Source organism: Consotaella aegiceratis, assembly GCF_036541425.1.
Taxonomy (GTDB): domain Bacteria; phylum Pseudomonadota; class Alphaproteobacteria; order Rhizobiales; family Rhizobiaceae; genus Consotaella; species Consotaella aegiceratis.
On the sequence record NZ_JAZHFT010000017.1, the window covers coordinates 75745 to 97844 of the forward strand.

The 22100-nt window shown below is 64.2% G+C and carries 18 protein-coding genes and 2 pseudogenes; 8 read left to right on the forward strand and 12 right to left on the reverse strand.

Features of this window, described 5'->3' with window-relative positions; genetic code table 11:
* Positions 1-61: 61 nt before the first annotated feature.
* The 8 genes and pseudogenes from SMD10_RS13235 to SMD10_RS13265 all read right to left on the reverse strand — a co-directional run bounded on the left by SMD10_RS13235 (position 62) and on the right by SMD10_RS13265 (position 8015).
* A complete protein-coding gene (locus SMD10_RS13235) occupies positions 62-892 on the reverse strand; it encodes a carbohydrate ABC transporter permease (protein WP_331686167.1) in 831 nt (276 codons plus the stop codon).
* A pseudogene (locus SMD10_RS13240) lies at positions 889-1449 on the reverse strand (carbohydrate ABC transporter permease); the annotation flags it as partial. The pseudogene SMD10_RS13240 and the gene SMD10_RS13235, both read right to left, overlap by 4 nt.
* 132 nt (positions 1450-1581) lie before the next feature.
* Positions 1582-1787: pseudogene (locus SMD10_RS25590) on the reverse strand (ABC transporter substrate-binding protein); the annotation flags it as partial.
* A 209-nt stretch (positions 1788-1996) separates the two neighbouring features.
* Positions 1997-3085: an ABC transporter ATP-binding protein gene (locus SMD10_RS13245; protein ID WP_331686168.1), complete on the reverse strand. Its 1089-nt coding sequence runs from the start codon at positions 3083-3085 to the stop codon at positions 1997-1999.
* Positions 3086-3096: 11 nt separating this feature from the next.
* On the reverse strand, positions 3097-4191 hold the full coding sequence (locus tag SMD10_RS13250; RefSeq protein ID WP_331686169.1) for a carbohydrate ABC transporter permease: 1095 nt from the start codon (positions 4189-4191) through the stop codon (positions 3097-3099).
* Entirely contained in the window at positions 4188-5183 is a 996-nt protein-coding gene (locus SMD10_RS13255) for a carbohydrate ABC transporter permease (protein ID WP_331686170.1), read from the reverse strand. Before SMD10_RS13255 ends, SMD10_RS13250 begins: the two co-directional genes overlap by 4 nt.
* 44 nt (positions 5184-5227) lie before the next feature.
* The gene (locus tag SMD10_RS13260; RefSeq protein ID WP_331686171.1) at positions 5228-6508 is read right to left on the reverse strand and encodes an ABC transporter substrate-binding protein; all 1281 of its coding nucleotides are present in this window, start codon (positions 6506-6508) and stop codon (positions 5228-5230) included.
* Between the two features lie 232 nt (positions 6509-6740).
* The gene (locus tag SMD10_RS13265; protein ID WP_331686172.1) at positions 6741-8015 is read right to left on the reverse strand and encodes an ABC transporter substrate-binding protein; all 1275 of its coding nucleotides are present in this window, start codon (positions 8013-8015) and stop codon (positions 6741-6743) included.
* A gap of 336 nt (positions 8016-8351) precedes the next feature.
* On the opposite strand from SMD10_RS13265, the gene SMD10_RS13270 reads away from it, so the two are divergent.
* The 3 genes from SMD10_RS13270 (at position 8352) to SMD10_RS13280 (ending at position 11651) form a co-directional block, all read left to right on the forward strand.
* Positions 8352-9362: a Gfo/Idh/MocA family protein gene (locus tag SMD10_RS13270; protein ID WP_331686173.1), complete on the forward strand. Its 1011-nt coding sequence runs from the start codon at positions 8352-8354 to the stop codon at positions 9360-9362.
* Positions 9363-9386: 24 nt separating this feature from the next.
* Positions 9387-10472 (forward strand): Gfo/Idh/MocA family protein, encoded by a 1086-nt coding sequence (locus SMD10_RS13275; RefSeq protein ID WP_331686174.1) that lies wholly within the window; start codon positions 9387-9389, stop codon positions 10470-10472.
* Between the two features lie 108 nt (positions 10473-10580).
* A complete protein-coding gene (locus SMD10_RS13280; RefSeq protein ID WP_331686175.1) occupies positions 10581-11651 on the forward strand; it encodes a Gfo/Idh/MocA family protein in 1071 nt (356 codons plus the stop codon).
* A 31-nt stretch (positions 11652-11682) separates the two neighbouring features.
* On the opposite strand, the gene SMD10_RS13285 is transcribed toward SMD10_RS13280, so the two are convergent.
* Complete coding sequence (locus tag SMD10_RS13285) at positions 11683-12693, reverse strand: LacI family DNA-binding transcriptional regulator (RefSeq protein ID WP_331686176.1); 1011 nt, start codon at positions 12691-12693, stop codon at positions 11683-11685.
* Positions 12694-13011: 318 nt separating this feature from the next.
* On the opposite strand from SMD10_RS13285, the gene SMD10_RS13290 reads away from it, so the two are divergent.
* The 5 genes from SMD10_RS13290 (at position 13012) to SMD10_RS13310 (ending at position 19455) form a co-directional block, all read left to right on the forward strand.
* The gene (locus SMD10_RS13290; RefSeq protein ID WP_331686177.1) at positions 13012-14301 is read left to right on the forward strand and encodes an ABC transporter substrate-binding protein; all 1290 of its coding nucleotides are present in this window, start codon (positions 13012-13014) and stop codon (positions 14299-14301) included.
* An 83-nt stretch (positions 14302-14384) separates the two neighbouring features.
* Entirely contained in the window at positions 14385-15266 is an 882-nt protein-coding gene (locus SMD10_RS13295) for a carbohydrate ABC transporter permease (RefSeq protein WP_331686178.1), read from the forward strand.
* Between the two features lie 10 nt (positions 15267-15276).
* The gene (locus SMD10_RS13300; RefSeq protein WP_331686179.1) at positions 15277-16116 is read left to right on the forward strand and encodes a carbohydrate ABC transporter permease; all 840 of its coding nucleotides are present in this window, start codon (positions 15277-15279) and stop codon (positions 16114-16116) included.
* 25 nt (positions 16117-16141) lie between these two features.
* Entirely contained in the window at positions 16142-17236 is a 1095-nt protein-coding gene (locus SMD10_RS13305; protein ID WP_331686180.1) for an ABC transporter ATP-binding protein, read from the forward strand.
* Positions 17237-17514: 278 nt separating this feature from the next.
* Positions 17515-19455 (forward strand): heparinase II/III domain-containing protein, encoded by a 1941-nt coding sequence (locus SMD10_RS13310; RefSeq protein WP_331686181.1) that lies wholly within the window; start codon positions 17515-17517, stop codon positions 19453-19455.
* Positions 19456-19688: 233 nt separating this feature from the next.
* Here the strand turns inward: SMD10_RS13310 and SMD10_RS13315 are convergent, their stop codons facing one another.
* The 3 genes from SMD10_RS13315 to SMD10_RS13325 all read right to left on the reverse strand — a co-directional run.
* Positions 19689-20600, reverse strand: coding sequence for a dihydrodipicolinate synthase family protein (locus SMD10_RS13315; RefSeq protein WP_331686182.1), 912 nt, complete (start codon positions 20598-20600; stop codon positions 19689-19691).
* 387 nt (positions 20601-20987) lie between these two features.
* A complete protein-coding gene (locus SMD10_RS13320) occupies positions 20988-21704 on the reverse strand; it encodes a GntR family transcriptional regulator (RefSeq protein WP_331686183.1) in 717 nt (238 codons plus the stop codon).
* 131 nt (positions 21705-21835) lie between these two features.
* Positions 21836-22100, reverse strand: a 265-nt coding sequence (locus SMD10_RS13325; protein ID WP_331686184.1) for an ISAs1 family transposase, incomplete at its 5' end; no start/stop codon positions are given.

Below are 22100 nucleotides of genomic sequence, written 5' to 3' on the forward strand. Positions count from 1 at the left end.
CTCACAATTCCGTCGCCAGGCCGCGCCCCATGTGGCCTGGCGCCTGCAAGGTCGACCGCCTCTACCCCTTGACGCCGGAGCTGATCATCACCGCTTCCGTCACCTTCTTCTGGAAGATCAGATAGGCCACGGCCACCGGCAGCGCGCCCAGCATGGCGACGGCCATCAGGCGGGCATAGGCGACGCCGAACACGTCGTTGACCTGGGTGATGCCGACCGGGATCGTCATCATCGTCTCCGAGGTCACCACGAGGAACGGCCACAGGAACGAGTTCCACGCCATGATGAAGGTGATGATCGCCAGCGCCGTGGTGATGCCCCAGTTGAGCGGCAGGTAGATCTTGAAGAGGAGCGTGTATTCGCCGCCGCCGTCGAGCACCACGGCCTCCCGCATCTCACGCGGGACGGCGTCGAAAAACTGCTTGTAGACGATGATCACCACCGGAACGATGAGCTGCGGCAGGATGATGCCGGCCCAGCTGTTGATGGCGCCGAGATCGTCCATCAGGATGAACTGCGAGACGACGAGGGCCTGGGCCGGGATCATGAAGCTCGCGAGGATCAGGCCGTAGAGGAGCCGGCGGCCGGGGAACTCGATCTGCGACAGCGCATAGGCACACATCATCCCGAACACGATGACGACGAGCGTGATGATGAGCGACGTCACGACCGAGTTCGTGTACCAGAGCAGGATGTTGGTGTTCCTGAAGGCGCTGATATAGGCTTCGAGATGGAATTCATCCGGGATCAAGCCGGCCGATTCCGATACGACGTGCTGGTCGGAGCGGACCGATGTGATCGCGGCCCAGTAGAGCGGGAAAAACCACAGCGCCGCGCAGATCAGCGTCACGACGGTCAGCACGCGGCCGGGCAGCTTGCTTCTGCGCTTCATCGCCGGCCACCTCCGATCCGCAGCAGTCGGAATTGCAGCACGGAGGCTGCCATGATGATGACGAACAGCACCAGGGCGATCGCCGAGGCATAACCGCCGTGATTGAGCTGGAAGGCTTCGCGGTAGACGAAGAGCAGCATCACGTAGGACGAGTTGAACGGGCCGCCCTGGCTGAGCAGGTAGACCTGGTCGAAGATCTTGAGCTGCAGGATCAGCTGCAGCGTCAGAACCAGCGCCGTCACCGGCCACAACAGCGGCCAGGTGACGCGCCAGAAGCGCTGCCAGCTGGTCGCGCCGTCCAGCGCCGCCGCCTCATAGAGCTCGGCGGAGATGTTGCGCAGCCCGGCGATGAACAGGAGCACGTTGAAGCCGTTGGTCCACCAGATGGTGACGGCGGCCACCACCGGCATGACCCAATAGGGGTTCTTGAAGACGGCGACCGGCTTGCCGACGAACAGCTCGATCACCGGCTGCAGGATGCCGAACTGGAAATCGAGCATCCAACTCCAAATCAGCGTGACCACCGAGACCGGCAGCACGTAGGGCAGGAAGAACACCATCAGGACGAAGGCCTGCAGACGACCCTCCCAGGCTATCCCAGGGGCGATCCGGGTCCCGTGGGAGCCGGATCGCGATGCCAGGACGGCGCTTGGCCCGCGGCGGGGCTGAGCCAAGCAGCCGCTGCCGGGCTCGATGTCCGCGTCGGTGATCTCGCTCAGGACGCTTTCCTGCAAGGCCAGAGGAAGCCGCGACAGTGGTAGGTCATGATGTCGGGCCCCCGGCCCACGGCGGCCGCGGTCCGGACCTTGGTTTAGAAGGGATTTCCCCATTCCAGCGTGGTGGTGGCGTTCCGGATGTCCGGGTGCTCGTCGTTGAAGTCCTTGATCAGTGACTTCGCGTGCGTCGCCGCTCGATCGTGCGGGTGCGGCGCGGTGCCCGAGGATCGATGGCGGAGCGGAGCGGGATGCAGTCGGTCTGACCCGCCGTGCAAAAACGGTCGCATGGCGCGGCCCCGGCGAGCGATCCCGGTGATCGGGCCGGGATGCCGCCGGAGCGGGCGCGGCGCCAGTCCCGCCGCGTCGCCGCGTTGCCGCCGGGCACGGCTCAGCGCCGTGCGATGTTGAGGCCTTCGTCGTCGAACAGATGCCAGTGGCCAGCGCGCGGCACGACCCGAAGCACGTCGCCGCGGCTCACTGCGCTCTGTCCGGGCTGGTGGATCAGGATCGGTTCGCCGGCCGGCAGGACGCAGTGGAGATAGCAGTTCGCGCCGTGCTGCTCGGCGACGTTGACGGTCACCGGCCAGCCGGCTGCGCCCCCCGGCGCTTCGACCAGATCCTCGGGGCGAACGCCGAGCGTCGCCTTCTGGCCGTTGGCCAGTGGCAGATCGGACGCCGGGAAGGACAGCGCCTCGAGTTGCGGCCCCTGGAAGCTGAAATGATCGCTCGTGACCGATCCGATGATGCCGTCGACGAAGTTCATGCGCGGCGAGCCGATGAAGCCGGCGACGAAGGTGTTGCGCGGATGGTTGTAGAGGTCGAGCGGGGCCCCGACCTGCTCGATGACGCCGCTGCGCAGCACCACGATCTTGTCGGCCATGGTCATGGCCTCGATCTGATCGTGGGTGACGTAGATCATCGTGTTGCCGAGGCGTTCGTGCAGGTTGGTGATCTCGAGGCGCATGCGCACCCGCAGTTCGGCATCGAGGTTGGAGAGCGGCTCGTCGAAGAGAAAGATCTTCGGATCGCGGGTGATCGCCCGGCCGATCGCCACGCGCTGGCGCTGACCGCCCGACAGCTGGCGCGGCCGGCGTTCGAGCAGCATGTCGATCTGCAGGAGCCGGGCCGCATTCTCCACCCGCTGGTTGATCTCCTGTTTCGGCATGCGGATGTTCTCCAGGCCGAAGCTGAGATTCTGCCGCACTGTCATGTGCGGATAGAGCGCATAGGACTGGAACACCATCGCCACGCCCCGGTCGGCGGCCGGAATCCGGACGACGTCCTGATCGTCGATGCGGATCGTCCCAGAGGTGACTTCTTCCAGCCCGGCGATCAGCCGCAGGAGGGTCGACTTGCCGCAGCCCGACGGGCCGACGAAGACGACGAATTCGCCGTCCTCGATCTGCAGGTTCATCTCCGGGATGACCTCGACTGCGCCGAAGGATTTCGTCAGGTCCGTCAATGCCAAGTCGGCCATTGCGATTCCCCCTATTTGATGCCGGTCGAGGCGATGCCGCTGGCGATGTAGCGCTGCAGAAAGATGAACGCGAAGGCGAGCGGCAGGGCGGTGAGCGTGGTCATGGCCAGGAGCAGATCGTAGCGGATCTCGTATTGCGTCTGATAGGAGGCCAGGGCCAACTGCAGGGTGAACACTTCGCGTCGGTTGAGAATGATCAGCGGCAGCAGGAAGTCGTTCCAGCGCGACAGGATGGAGAAGATGGCGACGACGGCGAGCGCCGGCGCGGAGAGAGGCAGCATGATGCGCCAGAAGATCCGCCACTCGCTCGCGTGGTCCATGCGGGCGGCCTCGATCAGCTCGTCGGGAATGGTCAGCATGTACTGGCGCAGCAGGAACACGCCGGTGGGCGTCGCCACCGTCGGCAGGATGACGCCCCACAGGTTGCCGACCAGTCCAAGGCTCGCGACGATGAGATAGGTCGGCACCAGCACGACGGTCGCCGGGATCATCAGCGTCGACAGGATGGCGATCAGCGCCGTGTTGCTGCCGCGAAACCGGTATTTCGACAGGGCGAAGGCGGCCATCGAATTCATGATCAGCGTCACCACCGTCGCCACGACCGTGATGAACAGGCTGTTGTAGACGTACTGCCAGATGTCGCTGCCCGAGGCGGCGAGCAGGTTGACGTAATTCCGGATGGTGAAATCGACGTGGCGGACCGGCTGTGTGGCGGCGGCGCGCACGACCATCCTGCCCGCCTCGGGGTGGGTGGGGTCGATCATCTGGGCGTTGAGGCCGACGCGCCGGATCTGGGCGAGCCGCACGACCTCGCCGTTTTCCATCGTCACGTCGAACAGCGGCAGTGGCTCGTCGAAGCCCTCGACCACCGCGGTGTCGGACGCGTTGGGCAACAGGGTCGGCGGGAATTCCTCCAGGTTCGAGGGGTTCTTGAACGACGACACCACCACCCAAAGCACGGGCAGGAACATCACCAGGAGGCCGATGAGCAAATAGGCGTAGGTCAGGACGTCGGTCCAGTCCATCGGACGGCCAGGTCCCCTGCGCCGACCCGTGAGGAAACCGGTGACCGAGATCGGTCGGTTCAGCGCGCCTGCGTCGCTCATTGCTGGGATCCTCTCGACAGACGGAGTTGCAGGCCGGTGAAGAGCAGCAGCACGATGCCAAGCAGCAGCGAGGCGGCGGCCGCAAGACCGAAGTTGCGCGGCTGGATCGCGAATCCGATCTCGTAGATGTACTGGACCATCAGCGTGGTCGCCGAGCCGGGACCGCCGCCGGTCAGGTTGTACAGTTCGTCGAAGGTCTGGACCGAGCGGATCACGCAAAGCACGAAGACGACGAGCAGCACCGGCTTCAGAAGCGGCAGCGTCACCCGGGTGAATACCCGCCAGGGACTGGCCGAATCCATCTTGGCGGCCTCGTAGACGTCGCGCGGGATCGACTGCAGCCCGGCCAGAAGGATGATCGTATAGAAGCCCATATGGGCCCAGATCGTCACGAACACCGACCAGTAGAACGCGGAATCGGGGTAGACGAGCCAGTTCACCGGTTGCAGGCCGGCCCATTCGAGCAGGCCGTTGAGCGCGCCGTTGCGCTGCAGGATCCATTGCCAGGTCGTCGCCACCACCACAGGCGACAGCATGACCGGAAAGAAGAAGACGCCGCGAAAGAAGCCGCGCCCCTTGATCCGCCGGTTGAGGCACAGCGCCGTCAGGAGGGCGGCGCCGATCATGCAGATCACCTGCAGCGGCACGAAGATGAGGCTGTTTTCGATCGCCCGCCAGAACAGATCACGCGAGCAGGTGGACGGGTCGAGATAGTTGCCGCAGTCGAGCAGCGTGTCGTAGTTCGCGGTGCCGATGAACGGCCGATCCTGCGGATACAGCCGGTCGCTGCCGGTGAAGGAATAGAAGACGTTGATCAGCACCGGCGACAGCGCGAACAGGACGACGGCGGTAAGATTGGGGATGAGAAAGACCCACGGCATCCGTTTGATCCCCAGCACGTGCTGCAGGCCGCTCATCAGCGGCTCTACGACGCGTGCGGGAAGAACGGCGAGGGCGCCGAGCCATCCCACCAGGCGATCCCATAACGACATCTCAGCTTCTCCTCGCCGCCGTCCTCTGCTGCCCTGGGCCGGGATCAGTTGCTCTCGGCCGCGTCGATCGCCAGATTCACGTCCTGCGCGACCCGTTCGAGCGCCGCGTCGACGTCGAGCTCGTGGTTCAGCACCTGGCTGATGCGGGTGGTCAGCGCGTTCATCATCGCGCGCTGGTAGCGCCAGCCCTGGAAGCGATAGGCGGCGTCCGCCATCTTCGGCACCTGGGCCGTATAGGTCTTGAGTGCGTCCTGGGTCTGTTTCGAAGCCCCGGGATACTCGATGCCTTCGTCCTGCAGCGTGCGCGCCGCCGGCAGTTCGACCGAAGCCTGCAACACCTCGGTGAGGTTTTCCGGCTGCGACAGGTAGTCGATGAAGGCGCCGATGACCTCCGGGTGCTGCGAGCTCTTGAAGGCGACCAGCGCGTTGCCGCCGGGCATCACGGTGCACGAAGAGGGACCGCACGGGGCCGGCGCCACCTCCCAGTCGAACAGGTCGCCGATCTCCTTATCCAGCCGGTTCAGCGTCCACGATCCGCCGAAGTAGAACACCACATCGGCGTTGAGGAAGTCGGAGAACAGCTCGCGATGGGTGGCGCCGCCGACCGCGCCCCAGAGATCCATCGGCATGGTACCGTCGTCGTGCCATGCGACGAACTGCTCGACGGCCTTGCGCAACCCGTCGTCGATCGCCGGGCGGCCGTCGTCTCCGACCAGTTCGGCGCCGTAGCTGATGGCGAGGCTGGCAAAGCGATGGCCGGAGCGGTCCATTTCCATGGCGAAGTCGGTGCCCGTCGCTTCGGCGACCTTGCGGGTGGCTTCGGCCCACTCCTCCCAGGTGGCGCCTTCCTCGGGCACCGGAACGCCGGCCTGTTCGAACAATGTCAGATTGACATAGGCGCCGTTGACCGTGAGCTGCGTCGGCATGCCGTTGATGGCGTCGCTGTCCTGATCGAGGCCGCGCAGCCAGCGCAGGGTTCGCTCGTAGTCGTGATTGAACCGGTCGGCGTCGACATAGGGCGTGAGATCGAGATAGTAGCGGCTGAGCCCGCCGAGATCGCTGATCATGGCCCCGTCCGGCCCCTCGCCGGAAGCGAGCTGCACCGGCAGGCTCTCCAACAGGTTCTGATAGTTGACGAGTTCGAGATTGACCGTCATGCCCGGGTGCTCCGCATTGAAGCGGTCGGCGACGGGCTGCATCGTCTGGCAGCCGAACCCGGTATCGTCGCAATAGATCCTGACCTCCTGCGCCGAGGCGGCTCCTGCGATGCCGGCGGCCAAAAGGGCACCGATCGCCACGGATGTGGCGGATGCATAAGTCCTCATGATTTCCTCCCTAACGATTCCGGCTGAACGCACGGCCTGCCGCCGCGCGGTCGGATGCTTTGCTCGGGCACGGCTCCGCCTCAGGCGGCCTGGGTAAAGGCGTTCGGCAGCATGAGATGCTTCTCGATCGCACCGTGTCTGTCGAACATCCGGACCCGGTCGATCGGCGGGGCGGCTCCTTCGCGACGGGCCGACCGCCTCCGGGTCGCGACCTTTGTTGCCGTGCCCGCGATCAGTTGCTCTGGGCGGCGTCGATCGCCAGGTTGACGTCCTGTTCGATGCGGGCGAGAGCGGCGTCGACGTCGAGTTCCTCGTTCAGAACCTGGCTGATGCGTGTGGTCAGCGAATTCATCATGGCGCGCTCGAAGCGCCAGCCCTGAAACCGGTAGGCGGCATCGGCCATCTTCGGGATCTGGGCGATGAAGGTGGCCTGGGCCTGCTGGGTCCTTTCCGAGGCCCCCGAATATTCGAGGCCGCTGTCCTGCAAGGACTTGGCCGCCGGAATCTGGACGGAATTCTCCAGGATTTCGGACATGACCTCGGGCTGCGACAGGTAGTCGATGAACTTGCCGACCACTTCCGGATGCTTCGAGTTCTTGAAGGCCACGAGCGCGCCGCCGCCAGGCATCAAGGTGCACGAGGAGGGGCCGCATGGAGCCGGTGCCACCTTCCAGTCGAACAGGTCGGCGACCTCCCGATCCAGGCGATTGAGCGTCCAGGAGCCGCTGAAATAGAGCACCGCTTCGGCGTTCAGGAAATCCTGGAACAGCTCGCGGTGGGTGGCGCCGCCGACCGCGCCCCACAGGTCCATCGGCATCGTGCCGTCGCGATGCCAGGCGACGAACTGCTCGATCGCCTTGCGCAGCCCCTCGTCGACGACGGGCCGGCCGTCTTCGCCGACCATCTCCGCCCCGTAGCTGATGGCGAGGCTGGCGAAGCGGTGGCCGGACCGATCCATCTCCATCGGGATCGGCGTGCCCGTGGCCTTCGCCACCTGCCGTGCGGCCTCGGCCCACTCCTCCCAGGTCGCGCCGTCCTCGGGGACCGGCACGCCGGCCTGCTCGAACAGGGTCAGATCCACGTAGAGACCGTTGACGGTGAGCGCCGTCGGCAGGCCGTAGATCGCGTCGCTGTCCTGATGCAGCCCGCGCAGCCAGCCGAGGGTCTGGCCGTAGTCGGCGCGAAACCGCTCTGCGTCGACATAGGGCGTCAGGTCGACATAGAAGTCGCTGAGACCGCCCAGATCGGTGACGAAAGCGCCATCCGGCCCTTCGCCCGATTGAATCTGCACCGGCATGCTTTCCAGGATCGTCTGGTAACTGACGCGCTGCAGGTTGACCGTCGTATCGGGGTTTTGCTCGTTGAAGCGCTGGAGCGCCGGATCGAGGCTGCCGCAGAAGGCGTCCTCCGAATCGCACCAGATTTCAACCTGCTGAGCGTCCGCGGTCGAGGTACCTAACAGAAAGGCCCCAACCGCTGCCGAGACGGCAAGCGATTGAATTTTCATCTTGGCTTCCTCCCAACTCCGGTTCGCGGAAACGAACCGGAGATCACCAGCCTCCACTGGTATGGTACGGAAATTGTCACCAAGACTTCCCAACTGTCAATACGCAGACAAATAGATGTGACACATTTCCGTGTGACTTGGTCGGGGGCAGGGCCGTTCGCCTCGGTCGCCGCCAGCGACGAGTTTCTGCGACGGCTTGCCGCGACCAAGGGCAGCCTTGACGGCACCGTATGGTTGGCTTAGCTCATTTGTCTGAGCAATGGTCTGCCTGTCGTACGAGTTGGGGATGGCTCGGGGGAGCGAGACAGACCGAGGCCTGCTCTGGGAGGATTCAGGATGTTGAGATTTGCCGCCGTCGGGATCGATCACGGACACATTTTCGAGCACGTGAACGGCCTGCTGGCCGAGGGAGCCCAATTCGTCGGATATTGTCCGCAGACGTCCGTTCCGGGCTTGGTGGACACCTTCCGGAAGACCTATCCGGACGCGCCGGCCATCGATCGCGAGCAATTGTTTGCCGACGAAACGATCGATGTGATCTGTATTGCGGCCATTCCGCGCGACCGGGCGGGCCTGGCGATCCGCGCGATGCGCGAAGGCAAGGACGTGATGGTCGACAAGCCGGGCCTGATCACGTTCGAGCAGCTCGACGAGGTCAAGAAAACGGTCGCGGAAACCGGCAAGATCTTTTCCATCTGCTTTTCCGAGCGCTTCTGCGTACCTTCGGCGATGGCCGCCGGAAAGCTGGTGGCCGACGGTGCGATTGGCCGCGTGGTCCAGACGCTCGGCGTCGGGCCGCACCGCAAATCGCCGGCGTCGCGTCCGGACTGGTTCTTCAAGCTTGAGGCCTTCGGCGGCATCATCGTCGACATCGCCTCGCATCAGATCGACCAGTTCCTGTTCTACACCGCCTCGACCAGCGGCGAGGTGATCGCCAGTTCCGTCGGCAATTTCGCGACGCCGCAATCGGCGGAATTCCAGGATTTCGGCGAAGTGATGCTGCGCAGCGACCATGCCTCCGGCTACGTCCGTGTCGACTGGTACACGCCGGACGGCCTGCCCACCTGGGGTGACGGGCGGCTGACCATCCTCGGCACCGAAGGCTATATCGAGCTGCGCAAATACGTCGACATCGCTGGTCGCGAAGGCAAGGACCACCTGTTCATCGTCGATCAGAAGGGCATGCGGTACATCGACTGCAGCAAGGAGCCGCTCGACTATTTCAAGAAGTTCGTCGCCGACGTCCAGGACCGGTCGGAAACCGCGATGACCCAGGAGCACGTCTACGAAGTCTGCCGGCTGTCGCTCGAAGCCCAGGCCAAGGCCGGCCTGATCGGCGCGCGCTGACCGCGAAAAGCTAGGATCATTGCCATGACCGAGAAGTTGCGAGTGGCCGTCATCGGCGCCGGCATCGCCGCGCGTCATCTGGCCGGCTACGGATGGACAAAGGACCTGTTCGACGTTCCGGTCCTATGCTCCCTGGACGAGGAGCGGGGCCGCGCTCTGGCCGGCGAGCATGGGATCACCGAATACACCCAGGATACCGACTCGCTGTTTGCGCGCGACGATATCGACGTCATCGACATCTGCAGCCCGCCCTATAACCATTTCGCACTCGCCAAGCGGGCGCTGGAGTCCGGCAAACACGTGATCTGCGAAAAGCCGATGGTCGGCTCTCTGGCCGACATCGATCGGCTGGAGGAGACCGTCGCTAGCACCGGCCGCAGGCTCATGCCGATCTTTCAGTACCGTTACGGCACAGGGCTGAGGAAGCTGAAGCACCTGGTGGAGCGCGGCCTGACCGGCCGGCCGATCATGACGACGATCGAGACCCACTGGTGGCGCGGCCCGGCCTATTACGACGCACCGTACGACTGGCGCGCCAAGTGGGGCGGCGCTTTGGGCGGCGGCTTCCTCGGCCATGCGATCCATGCCCACGACATGCTGAACCATGTGCATGGGCCATGCGCCGAACTCTTCGCCTACAACGCCAATCTGGTGACCCAGATCGATTTCGAGGACACGACGGCGGTGGCCGTCAAGATGCAGAACGGCTCGCTCGCCACGCTCTCGATGACGCTGGGCTCGCGCAAGGAGATCTCGCGGCTGCGCTTCTGCTTCCACGATCTCGTCGCCGAAAGCATCCTGGAACCCTATACGATGGGCCGCGATCCCTGGACCTTCGTTGCCGGCACGCCGGAGCAGCAGGAGGAGGTGGACAACGCGCTCGCCGAGGTTCCGGCGACCGAAGACGGCTACACGCGCCAGTTCCAGCTCTTCCATCAGGCGGTCACCGAAAACGGCGGGCTTCCGGTCACACTCGACGACGCGCGCAGGGCGATGGAACTGGTGACGGCCGCCTATTATTCCGACCGCACCGGCGGGGCGGTCAAAATGCCGATCGCCAAGGATCATCCGTATTACGGCTCCTGGCTGCCGGACGATGCGAGAGCCTGAGCGGGGCATCAGGCGAAGGACGATGGCTTGCGATGCCGTATCGGCCGGTTCCCTCCGGCGGATGCGGCATCGCTGCCTCTCGACGATGAACGAAGTCAGGAGGGCGCGGTGACGGTTCAGTCGGTCGCAGTGGTCGGGCTCAATGTGGGCCACAAGCATATTTCCGAGGGCTACGCGCCGCGGCCGGATCGCTGGCGTCTGGCCGCGATCTGCGATCTCGACGAAGCCCGGCTGGAGGCCGTCGGCGACGAATTCGCGATTGCCGACCGGACCACGCGTTTCGACGACCTTCTCGGGCGCGCCGATATCGACGTCATCGACATCGCCACCCCGCCGTCCACCCACCGGCCCATGGTCGAGAAGGCGCTCGCAGCCGGCAAGCACGTGGTTTGCGAGAAGCCGCTGACGGCTTCGCTCGCCGATACCGATGCGTTGATCGCCGCGGAGAAGGCGTCTGGGCGGCTCCTGATGCCGATCTTCCAGTACCGTTCCGGCGACGGCGCTCAAAAAGCCAAGCGGATCATCGATGCGGGGATTGCCGGCAAGCCGTTCGTCGGCACCGTCGAAACCCATTGGAAGCGTCCTGCCGCCTATTACGACGTGCCCTGGCGCGGCAAATGGGAGACCGAGTTCGGCGGGGTCCTCGCCTCGCACGCCATCCATGCCCACGATCTCCTGACCTTCCTGATGGGGCCGATCGAGCGGGTGTTCGCGCGGGTCGCCACGCGCGTCAACGCGATCGAGGTCGAGGATTGCGCGGCCGGATCGCTTCTGATGGAAAGCGGCGCCCTGGTAACGATCAGCGCGACCCTCGGCTCGCAGAACGAGATCAGCCGGTTTCGGCTGTGCTTCGAAAACGTCACCTTCGAGAGCGGCGGCGGGTGCTATTCGCCGGGCGACGAGCCGTGGACCGTGCTGCCGGCCAATCCGGAGATCGCGGCCCGCATCGAGGCGGAACTCGCCGATTACCAGCCGGTCGGCCGGCGCTATCTCGGCCAGATGGACGCGCTGCACGACGCGCTTTGCGGGCGCAGCCCGCTGCCGGTGACGACGCAGGATGCGCGCCACTCGCTGGAACTGGTGACCGCCTGCTATCACTCGGCAGCGACAGGTCTCGACGTGGCCTTGCCGTTGGCCTCCGACCATCCGAAGTATCGGGATTGGCGCCCACGTTCGTAGGGCGGCCCTGGCGCAATCCGCTGCACCGCGGCTAACGCCCCTGGTCGCCGTTGCGGCGTCTTGCCGAATCGCGAACCACGAGAAGCGGTTCGAGAAGCCGGTCGTGGGGCACTTCGCGTCCCTCGATCATGGCGACGACCTGCGCCAGCACCGCTTCGCCCGTGGTCTCGCCGCGCATGTCCACGGTCGTGAGCGCCGGCGACACGTAGCGGCTCGGCGGGATGTCGTCGAAGCCTGCGATGGCGACGTCCTCGGGGATGCGAAGTCCGAGCGCCCGGGCCTGCGTCATCAGCCCGATCGCCACCAGATCGTTACACCCGATGACGACTTCGGGTCGATACTGGCCGAGCAGGATGCGGGCAGCCGCTCGCTCTCCGGCCTGAACGACGGGCTCGCCGACGTCGTATTCGACCAACTCTCCCCCGGCCTCGTCGAAGACTTCCTGGAGACCTTTCAGTCGAGCCGGGTTCCACGCCGCTTGGCCGAAGCCCGCATAGGCGGCCCGCGAATACCCCTGCTGAACGAGATAGCGGGCCAGCATCGAAGCGGCGAGGTGGCTGTCCGTGTCGACCGACACAACGCCTTCGTGGGCCGGCCGGCCAAAGAAGACGACGGGCTTGCCTGATTCGGCCAGCCACTCCGTCGCCTCCTGGGGAATGCGCCCGCTGACCGCAAGACCATCGGTGCGCAGCAGAAGCGCCTCGAGCAGATGCCGCGCCGAGGCCGTGTTTTCCTCGAGGTCGACGATCAGCAGGTTATAGTCCTTAGCCAGCGCCACGCGATTGGCGCCCTTCACGAGATTGGCATAGTGCGGATTGCCGATGTCCATGACCGTCAGGCCGATGGACCCTGTCTTTCCCGTGACCATGCTGCGCGCCATCGGGTTCTGCCGATAGCCGAGCTCTTCGATCGCAGATTTCAGCTTGGCCTCGACCGCGGTCGAAAAGGTCTGCTGACGGTTGATGTATTTCGACACCGTCGCGGTCGATACGCCGGCGGCTGCGGCGACGTCACGAATGGTCGGGCTCTTCCGAACGATCATTGCGGGGTAAACGATTTCCTCTCTGAACTCGTTTGACGATTATACCCTATCGGTTCACGGGGGAGCAATCTGCGTCGGAACGCCGCGCCATCGAACGAATGATGCCGTTTTTGGCGTTTTTATGCAGCCTCGACGCCGAATTTTACAGCTGTGACGCGGGTTTTGTTCGTCTGGCTCGCAGGTTAATCGTTTTATTGCATCCGCCGTCAGACGGTCCTATAGTCCTGCCAGTCCATCGCGGTGGACGCCCCGTTCCGTGCCTTGGGCCGCCGTCGGCGGACCGGCGAGCGGGGGCGGGAGAAACGTTGGAGGAAGACCATGCGAATAATCAAAACGACCTTGACCGCGGCGCTGCTGAGCTCGGCGTTGGCGACCGCGGCACAGGCGGCGGATACGCTCGACGTCTGGATGCGATATGGTGAAGCCGAAGAGCCGACGCTGGAGGCGATCACCTCGAAGTTCGAGGAGGAGACCGGGATCAAGGTAAACCTGTTCCTTGCCAATATCGACTTCGAAACGCGCCTGGCGCGCGCCACGGTCGGCGACTCGCTGCCCGACGTCGTCGTGACCGACGCGACGACCATGGGGCAGATGCGGGAGATGGGGATCCTGAAGGAGATCGATCGATCTTCGATCGCCGGCGGCGACGATATCTACGACGTTGCCTGGGACAGCGTGCGCGCCTTCGACGGCAAGTATTTCGGCGTACCGACCTCGGCCCAGGCCTTTGCCGTCTTTATTCGCAAGGACTGGCGCGAGAAGCTGGGCTACGACGTCCCCAAGACCTGGGACGATCTCTTCGCCCTCGCCAAGGCTTTCACCGAGGAGGATCCGGACGGAAACGGCGCGGCCGACACCTATGGCTATGTCATGCCGCTGTCGACGACGCGCGGCTACGCGACCTGGTTCCTCTCCGACCTGATCTGGCAGGCGGGCGGTCAGATCCTCGAGCCCAAGGAAAACGGGTTCGTGTCGTCGCTGGGCACGCCGGAAGTGGAAAAGGCGGTCGAGTTCGCGCGCAATTTCATCTGCGAAGGCTATGCCCAGCCGGCCGCCATCACCTCCGTCACCGGCGACGCGACGCCGGTCTTCAGTTCCGGACAGGCCGGTATCTATCGTTCGGGGCCGTATCACATCGCGGCTTTCGACAGGGAGCCGGGACCTGACGTCATCGAGGTGGTCGCTCCTCCCGCCGGCCCCGCCGGTCAGGGCGAACTCGCCGAAGGCGAGGCGGCCTTCATCATGGCCACCACCGAAGCCGAACCGGAGGCCAAGAAGTTCGTCGAATTCCTGATCTCCGAAGAGGGGCAGACGCTGGGCATGGCCGCCGACACGGGCGCCAACCCCACGGTTCGCCTCTCGATCAACAAGAAGGTCGATACGCTCGCGGTGCGCAACGACGAACGGTGGGCCACTTTCGCCGATCTCTACGCGACGAGCGCCCACTACTTCCCGCAGGTGCCGAACTGGCCGCCCATCCGTCAGATGACGTCCGATGGCTTCAATCGCATTCTCGCCGATTGTTCCTCCGACATCGCCGCCAATCTGGCCGACATGGATGAGACGGTGAACGCCGAGCTCGACAGGCAGGGCGTTCTCGCCAAGTAAAGGCGATCGCTCGGTTCTCGATTGGCGTTGCCGGCCTGCCATTTGGCCAGGCCGGCAACCCACGCCTCAAGAGGAAGCAGAAAATGGGCGTCAGTACGCGCCGCTGGCAATGGGCCACCCCATGGCTGTTCCTGGCTCCGGCATTGTTCTTCTTTACGTGGTTCAAGTTCATACCGATCATCAAGGGCCTCATCATGAGCTTTTACAAGCTCAAGTTCGTGGGGCCGGACGAATGGGTCGGGTTTGCGAACTTCGAACGGGTCTTCACCGATGCGGCGCTGCAATCGGCGGCGGCCAACACGCTGATCTATGTTATCGGCTCGACGCTGTCCGGAGGAATCCTGGCGTTTGCCGTCGCGCTTCTGCTCGAAGGCTCCGCCACGCACATCAAGATCATCCGAACGGCGATCTTCTTCCCTGCGGTGACGTCGGTGGCCATTCTCGCCGAGATCTGGCGCATCCTGTTCTATCCGGCCTCGGCGGGCGTGGTGAACAGCATCTTCGGCGTCGTCGGCCTGGGACCGTTCGGCTTCATGTCCGATCCCGATCAGGCGCTGTTCACCGTGATCCTGCTGCAGGTCTGGAAGAACGTTCCCTATAACATGGTGATCTTTCTCGCGGGCCTGGCCGGCATCAACCGCGAGCTCTACGATGCCGCCGACGTCGATGGCGCCAATGCCTGGCGAAAGCTGTGGCACGTGACGCTTCCGGGGCTGATCCCGGCATTCTCCGTCGTCATCATGCTGTCCTTCATCCGCGGCTTCCGGGTCTTCACCGAGGTCTACACCACGACCGGCGGCGGTCCGGCGGGCAGCACCGAAACGATCATGACGCAGATCTTCAAGACCGGATTCGAACGGCTGGACTACGGCTACGCGGCGGCTGCCTCGTTCGTGCTCTTCGCCTTCACGGTCTGTCTGACCGTCGCGCACGTGTTCATCAAGAACCGCATCGCAAAATTCTGAGGAGGTCGCGGTGAGGGAAACATTTTTGCAGAAGCTTGGCCGCTGGTGCGTCTATCTGCTGCTGTTGATCGTCTTCTGCGGCCCGTTCTGGGGTATCGCCGCGACGGCCTTCAACAAGGGAACGGTCCAGCCGGGACAACTGGTGCTCTGGCCGAGCGAGCCGACCTTCGACCATTTCGTCTATGCCTGGGTTCAGCTGAAGGCCTGGCTCTATCTGTTCAACTCGCTGCTCGTCGTAGTGATCGGCACGGCGCTGCAGACCATGGTGAGCGCGCTCGCCGCCTACGCCCTGGCCCGCAAGAAATTCCGTGGTGCGGCGATCGTCAGCTTGGCGATCCTGTCGACGATGATGTTGCCGGACGAGGTGATCTCGATCCCGCTCTACCTCATCCTGCAGGCCAAGCTGCCGGTTCTCGGCCTCTCGCTCTACAACTCCTATGCGGGGCTGATCCTGCCGATCGTCGGCTGGGCCTTCTCGGTCTTCCTGCTCACGGAGTTCATGGCAGCCGTCCCGCGGGATCTGGAGGATGCGGCCAGGGTCGACGGCGCCAGCGAGATCCAGATCTTCTGGAACGTGATCCTGCCGCTGGTGAAGCCGGCTCTGGGCACCACGACCATCTTCGGCTTCCTGATGATCTGGGATCAATACCTGCTGCCGCTGATCGCGGTGGACAACAAGGATCTCTACACGATCCCGGTTATTCTTCGCTCCATCCGGGTCGATCAGGTCATGCAGCAGAACATCTTCATCGCATTCACCGTCATCGCCACGATCCCCTGCATCATCGTCTATCTGGGACTCCAGAAGCACTTCAATCGTGGTCTGATGTCCGGGGCCGTCAAGGGCTGATGCCGAAAGTATTGGGTGGAATATCATGGGCTCGGTAAGCCTCAAGAATGTCGACAAGTCGTTCGGCGACGTCAAGGTCATCCAGGACGTCTCGTTGCAGGTCGACGAAGGAGAATTCTGCGTTCTGGTCGGCCCGAGCGGCTCGGGAAAGTCGACGCTGCTCAGGATCATCGCAGGCCTCGAAGAGGTGACCTCGGGTGAGGTCTCCATCGGTGGGCGAAACGTCACGGCGCTGCCGCCGAAACATCGCGACATCGCGATGGTGTTTCAAACCTATGCGCTCTATCCGCAGATGACGGTTCGCGAGAACATGGGATTTGCGTTGAAACTGGCGGGTCTGCCGAAGCAGGAGATCGCCGCGAAGGTCAACGCGACGGCCAAGATGCTCGAACTGGATCCGCTTCTCGACCGGCTGCCGAAGGAACTGTCCGGCGGCCAGCGGCAGCGGGTCTCCATGGGTCGCGCGATCGTCCGCAATCCGGCCGTCTTCCTGTTCGACGAACCCCTGTCCAACCTCGACGCCAAGCTGCGTGTCCAGGTGCGCGGCGAGATCAGCGACCTTCACCGCCGGCTGAAGACCACGTCGATCTATGTGACGCACGACCAGATCGAGGCGATGACGCTCGGACAGAAGATCGTCGTGTTGCGGGACGGACGGGTCGAGCAGGTCGGAGCGCCGCTCGAACTCTACGAGGATCCGGTCAACACGTTCGTCGCCGGCTTCCTCGGAACGCCGTCGATCAATCTGTTGCCGGCGACGGTCCAGATCGAAGGCCAGGAGGCTTTCGCGCGGCTGGCGGATGGCAGCGCGCTCAGGCTCGATCCCGGATACGACCTCAGGCCGGACCAGAAGATCGTCTATGGCGTGCGGCCCGAACATGTTCGGCTGGCCACCGCCAGCGAGACGGCCGGAATTCGGGCGACGATCCATTCGGTGGAGAACACCGGCTCCGACATGGTGGTGTTCAGCGATGCGCAAGGCTTCAGGATCACGTCGGCTTTCAAGGAACAGCGCGATCTGACAATCGATCAGGCGGTGGTTGCGGTTCCGGATGCGAGCAAGGTGCTGATCTTCGACGCCGCGACAGGACAAAGAATCCGTCGCGCCAACGCTGCGTAACGGCAAATGAAGGGCCAGCCGTCGCCGACGATGGCGGCGGTGCTCCCTCTCCATAGTGCTTGGTGCATTCCCTGCGCGATCCTCGATCGAGGATGGTGGTTCGCCTGGCCGCTAGAGCCGCGCCTGGCGAGGCCGGTCTTTGCGCCACGAGGCAGGTTGGCTGCCTGCCGCGAGAGATCGCGCCACCGCCGTGACGGTGTTCCAACGCCGAGGGCATCGCACCGACGACGAATTCCGGGCTGCAGGTCCGGCAACGATGACAACTCGGGTTAACGACCATGTTTGCAGACCGGATCTCCCTAGAGCAGCTCTATGACGGCTATATCAGTCCGCAGAACTGGAAGCCGATCCCCGCCATCGACGACCGAGCGCAGTGGGAGGCCGTCAAGCAGGACCCGCGGCTGGCGAGCTCGGTCGAGGCGATCCTCCGGTTCGCCGACTTGTCTCTGGAAGCCGAGATCGATCCCCTGACGGCCACCATGTACATGGACTTCATGCGCAATGGCGACCGTCAGCACTACGAGGAAAGCTACTTCCGCCGCCGCTCGCAGTTCTCCCATCTGGTGGTCGCCGAATGCCTGACCAACAGGGGTATCTATCTCGACAAGATCATCGACTATATCTGGGCGATCCTCGGCGAGGTCTACTGGTGTGTCCCGGCGCACAATTTCGCGGGCCAGCACGAGATGGTCATGCACAAGCAGACCAATCCGTGGAAAGCCGACGATCCGCTGCCGATCCCGGACGACGAGTATCTGGATCTGTTCAACTGCGAGACGGCGGCGATCCTTGCCGAAGCCTGCTATCTCCTCAAGCCGGTCCTGATGGAGATATCGCCGGCGCTCTACCATCTCGTCCATCGCCAGATCGAAGACCATACGTTCGCCAAGCTAGAGGGACCGAAGCTTTACGGCTGGTATCACGGCAAGAACAACTGGGCGGCTTGGTGTTCGCACAACCTCCTGCTGGCCGCCTGCTACGTCATTGAAGACAAGAGCCGGCTGATCAGCTTCCTGGAAAAACTCGTCCTGCCGATGGACCGGTTTTTCGACAATCTCGAGGACACCGGAAGTTGCATCGAAGGGCCGACCTACTGGGTCGTGAGCGCCGGCCGGCTGATCGCCTTCATCGAGCTGGTCGAGGCGCGTTTTCGGGTCGATCTCGGGTTCCAGAACGACGAAAAGTTCCGCAATTTCGGCGAGCACATCCTCAAGCTTCACATCGGCGACAACAAGTTCGTCAATTTTGCCGATGGCAGCCTGAAGATCGACCTCGACCACGGGCTGCTGAGCAAATATGCCGCCAAGATCGATGCCGGTCCTCTGGCCAATCTGATCTGGAACGACGTCGAGCGGGTGGCGCAGCGCAAACTCCACCAGACGCCGCACGATTCGGCGACCAACCATCCGCGGCAGGTCCTCGTCCACCTCGCCCGGCTGCTGTTCTGGACGCCGCAGGTGGCGGCCACCGACGGCCAGCTCTACGACAAGACCGTGTGGCTGGAGGACATGCAGGTGATGATCGCCCGCGAGCGCCAGGAGCCGGGCGAGGGGCTGACGCTCAGCTGCATCGCGGGCAGCAACGATCCGCGGATCAATCATCACTCCCACAACGACGTCGGCCATTTCAGCGTCTATCTGGACGGCGAGCCGATCATCATCGACTTAGGGCAAGGCGCCTATTCGAAGGCGACGTTCAGCGAATCCCGATACGAGATGTGGCACATCAGCTCGGAAGGCCACAACGTGCCGAGGATCAACGGCCTCCTTCAGCGGGCCGGTGTCGGCGCCAATGCCACGGATGTGCGGTTCTCCCAGGACGAGACGGAAAGCACCTTGTCGTTCGATGCGGCCGCGGCCTATTTCAGCGAGCCGGCCGGCAACAGGGTCCGCCGGCGGATCGCGTTCGATCATGCTCGCACCGCGATCGAGATCGAGGATGCCGTCGACCTTGAGGAAGGGCTGACGACGTTCGAGCTTCCGATCTATGTCTCCGATCGCGACGTCTCGATCGGCGATGACGGCGTTTGCCGGCTTCAAGCCGGCGACGGCAAGGTCGCGATCCGGGCGAAAAACCTTCGAATCGATCGCGTCGATCGGGTGGAGATCACCGATACTCGGCATATCGAGACCTGGGGCCCTGCGATCCGCCGTTTGGTCTTCACGGGCGTCGACGTCGGCCGGGGCACCTTCTCTCTGTCGATCCGCCGGGAGCCGTGACGGTCGATGGCGATGGGCCGGACGGGGCCCGTTGCCGCGTGGAATTCGCGCCCGATGTCGATCGTCGGGCGCGATGGGCCCTCAACGGGTTGCCGTCCATTCAAGCCCCTGCCGAGACGCCCTGCTGCCGCGACGGTCCGGTCCGCCGGATTGGCGGGTCTTTGGATGCAGGGTCGTCTCGATCCCATCTTCCAGCGAAGGGTTGCAGCCGGCTCGCCAGCCGTGCCTCTTCCTTATGCGGCTTTCCCGGTAAGGCCGGGGCGGGTCGCGGCGGCCTTCTCGACCATGGCGGTCACCTCCGCTCGCCGTGCGCCCGACAGCGGCAGGCGCGGCATGCGGACCCGCTCCGAGCCGCGCCCCGTGATCGCTTCGGCGAGCTTGATCGATTGTACGAGGTCGTGCTCGGCGTCGAGGTGGAGGAGCGGCATGAACCAGCGGTAGATGCGGCGCGCCTCCTCCCAGTCGCCTCGTTCGAAGGCCGCCACGAGACTGACCGACTCCTCGGGAAAGGCGCTGGTCAGACCCGAGACCCAGCCCTTGGCGCCGAGCATCAGGCCCTCCAGCGCAACGTCGTCGAGCCCCGCAAAGATGTCGAAACGATCGCCGAACGTGTTGATCAGATCGGTGAAGCGGCGTGAATCCGGCGCGCTTTCCTTGATCGCCTGGATGTTCGCGATGCCCTCCAGTTCATGCAGAACCTCGGCGTCGATGTTCACGCGATAGGCCGGCGGGTTGTTGTAGAGCATGATCGGCAGGCCGGTCGCCTCCGCCACCGCCTTGAAATGCGCGACCAATTCGTGCGGCTTGGGAACGTAGACCATGGCGGGCAGCACCATCAGCCCGTCGACACCGATCTTTTCGGCATCCCGCGCATAGGCGACCGCTCGTCGCGTGTCGAGTTCGGACGTTCCGGCCACCACCGGAATGCGGCCGGCTGCGACTTCGACCGCCCCTTTCAGCACCGTGCGCTTCTCGTCGGGATCCAGCGAATTGTTCTCACCGCAGGTGCCGAGGACGATCAGGCCGTGAACGCCATCGTCGACGAGCGCCGCCTGAACCTTCTGCGTGGCGTCGTAGTCGACCGATAGATCATCTTTGAACTGGGTCGTCACCGCGGGGAAGACGCCCCGCCATCCTGTCGTCATTGTCGGGCTCCTGTTCGACGTTCAAGGGTGCGGCCACGAGCGGCGCCGCGGATGCCGGTGAGGCACGAATCCCTTCATAGCGGTTTTGTAGCCAAACTGTCGACATAAACGTAGGCGGGCGTCGCCGCGGTGCGCCCTCTTGTCTTGGCTGCGAATACACCGCGACACTCCATACCAAGCAGATGGGCGGTCTATCCGGCGTACGCCGGGGCTCGGTTGCGGCCGCAACTGACCGGTTCGCGCCCGTCTGAAATGTTGGGGAGACCGCTGCGTAGCTCGGCAACGGCCTTGTCCGGTCACCGAGGCCTTGGAGCACCACGTGGACCGGTCGACGCGAGCCCTCCGACGCCTGTCCGCGAGGGTGAAGAACGGCGACGCTTCGCTGGCTTACCCGAGCGTGAGTTCGCGCGCCTTGCCGGCGTCGCGGGCGACATAGTCCTGGATCTGGCGGACGATCTGGGCGGCGTGGGCGATCGCCAGCCGGTCGGCCTCCTCGGTGTCGCCGGACTCGATCACCGTGATCATCTTCTCGTGCTCCTCGACATACTGGCGCGGCAGCCGGTCGTCGAAGGTCGAATAATAGAGGCGCAGGATGCGGCGCCCCTCGTCGAGCAGGCGGATGAAGAAGGCGGTGTAGTAGGAATTTCCGGCAAGCTCGGCGATGGCGACGTGGAACTCCCGGTTCGCCTCGATCATGGCGTAGGCATCCTTGGCCTCCACCGCTGCGGTGAAATCGCGCTGATGGCTGCGGATCCGCTCCATGATCGCGGGGTTCCGGCGCTGGGTCGCGCCTCGGGTGGTGACCCGGTACATCAGCGTCAGCGCCTCGAAATAGGTCGGCAACTCCGCGAAGTTGATCGCGGCCACGACCGTGTTGCGATTGGGCAGGGTCGCGACCAGTCCATCGGCGGCGAGGCGGAGGAGTGCCTCGCGGACCGGAGTACGCGACATGCCGAAGCGCTCCGACAGCCGAACCTCGTCGAGGGGGCTGCCCGGCTCCAGCCGCATGGACAGGATTTCATGGCGCAGCTTGGCATAGACGCTCTGGGTGCCCGACCCGCGGGTCTTGGCGCCTTGGGTTGCCTTGGTCTCGCTGGTTGGCATCGACGGTCCCGCTGCTGTTAGGCCGAGGTGTATCATGCCGGCCAAGGTCGTCGACAGGCCTCGGTGCCGGAAAAGGACGCCCTAGCGCCAACATCGCGCCGGGGCAATCGGTGCCTTGCGCAGCGCCAGGGCTATCGCATTTGGCCGAGGATGGAACGAGCGAAGTCGTTGGACCATCCGGATCGCTTTCGCTTGCGACGGATGGAGATTGAAGGCCTGGCGCGCTTGAGCATGTTGAGGGCGAGCTTTCGCAAAATGGCGAGGTTTTCCGGGCCGTTGTCCTTGCGGTTGCGGGCGCGGTCCTCGTCGAAGGTCATGTCGAGCACCCAATGCAGGCTGTTCTCGATGGACCAGTGAGCCCGGGCCGCCGCCAGGTAGGCCTCGGCGCTCAGCGGC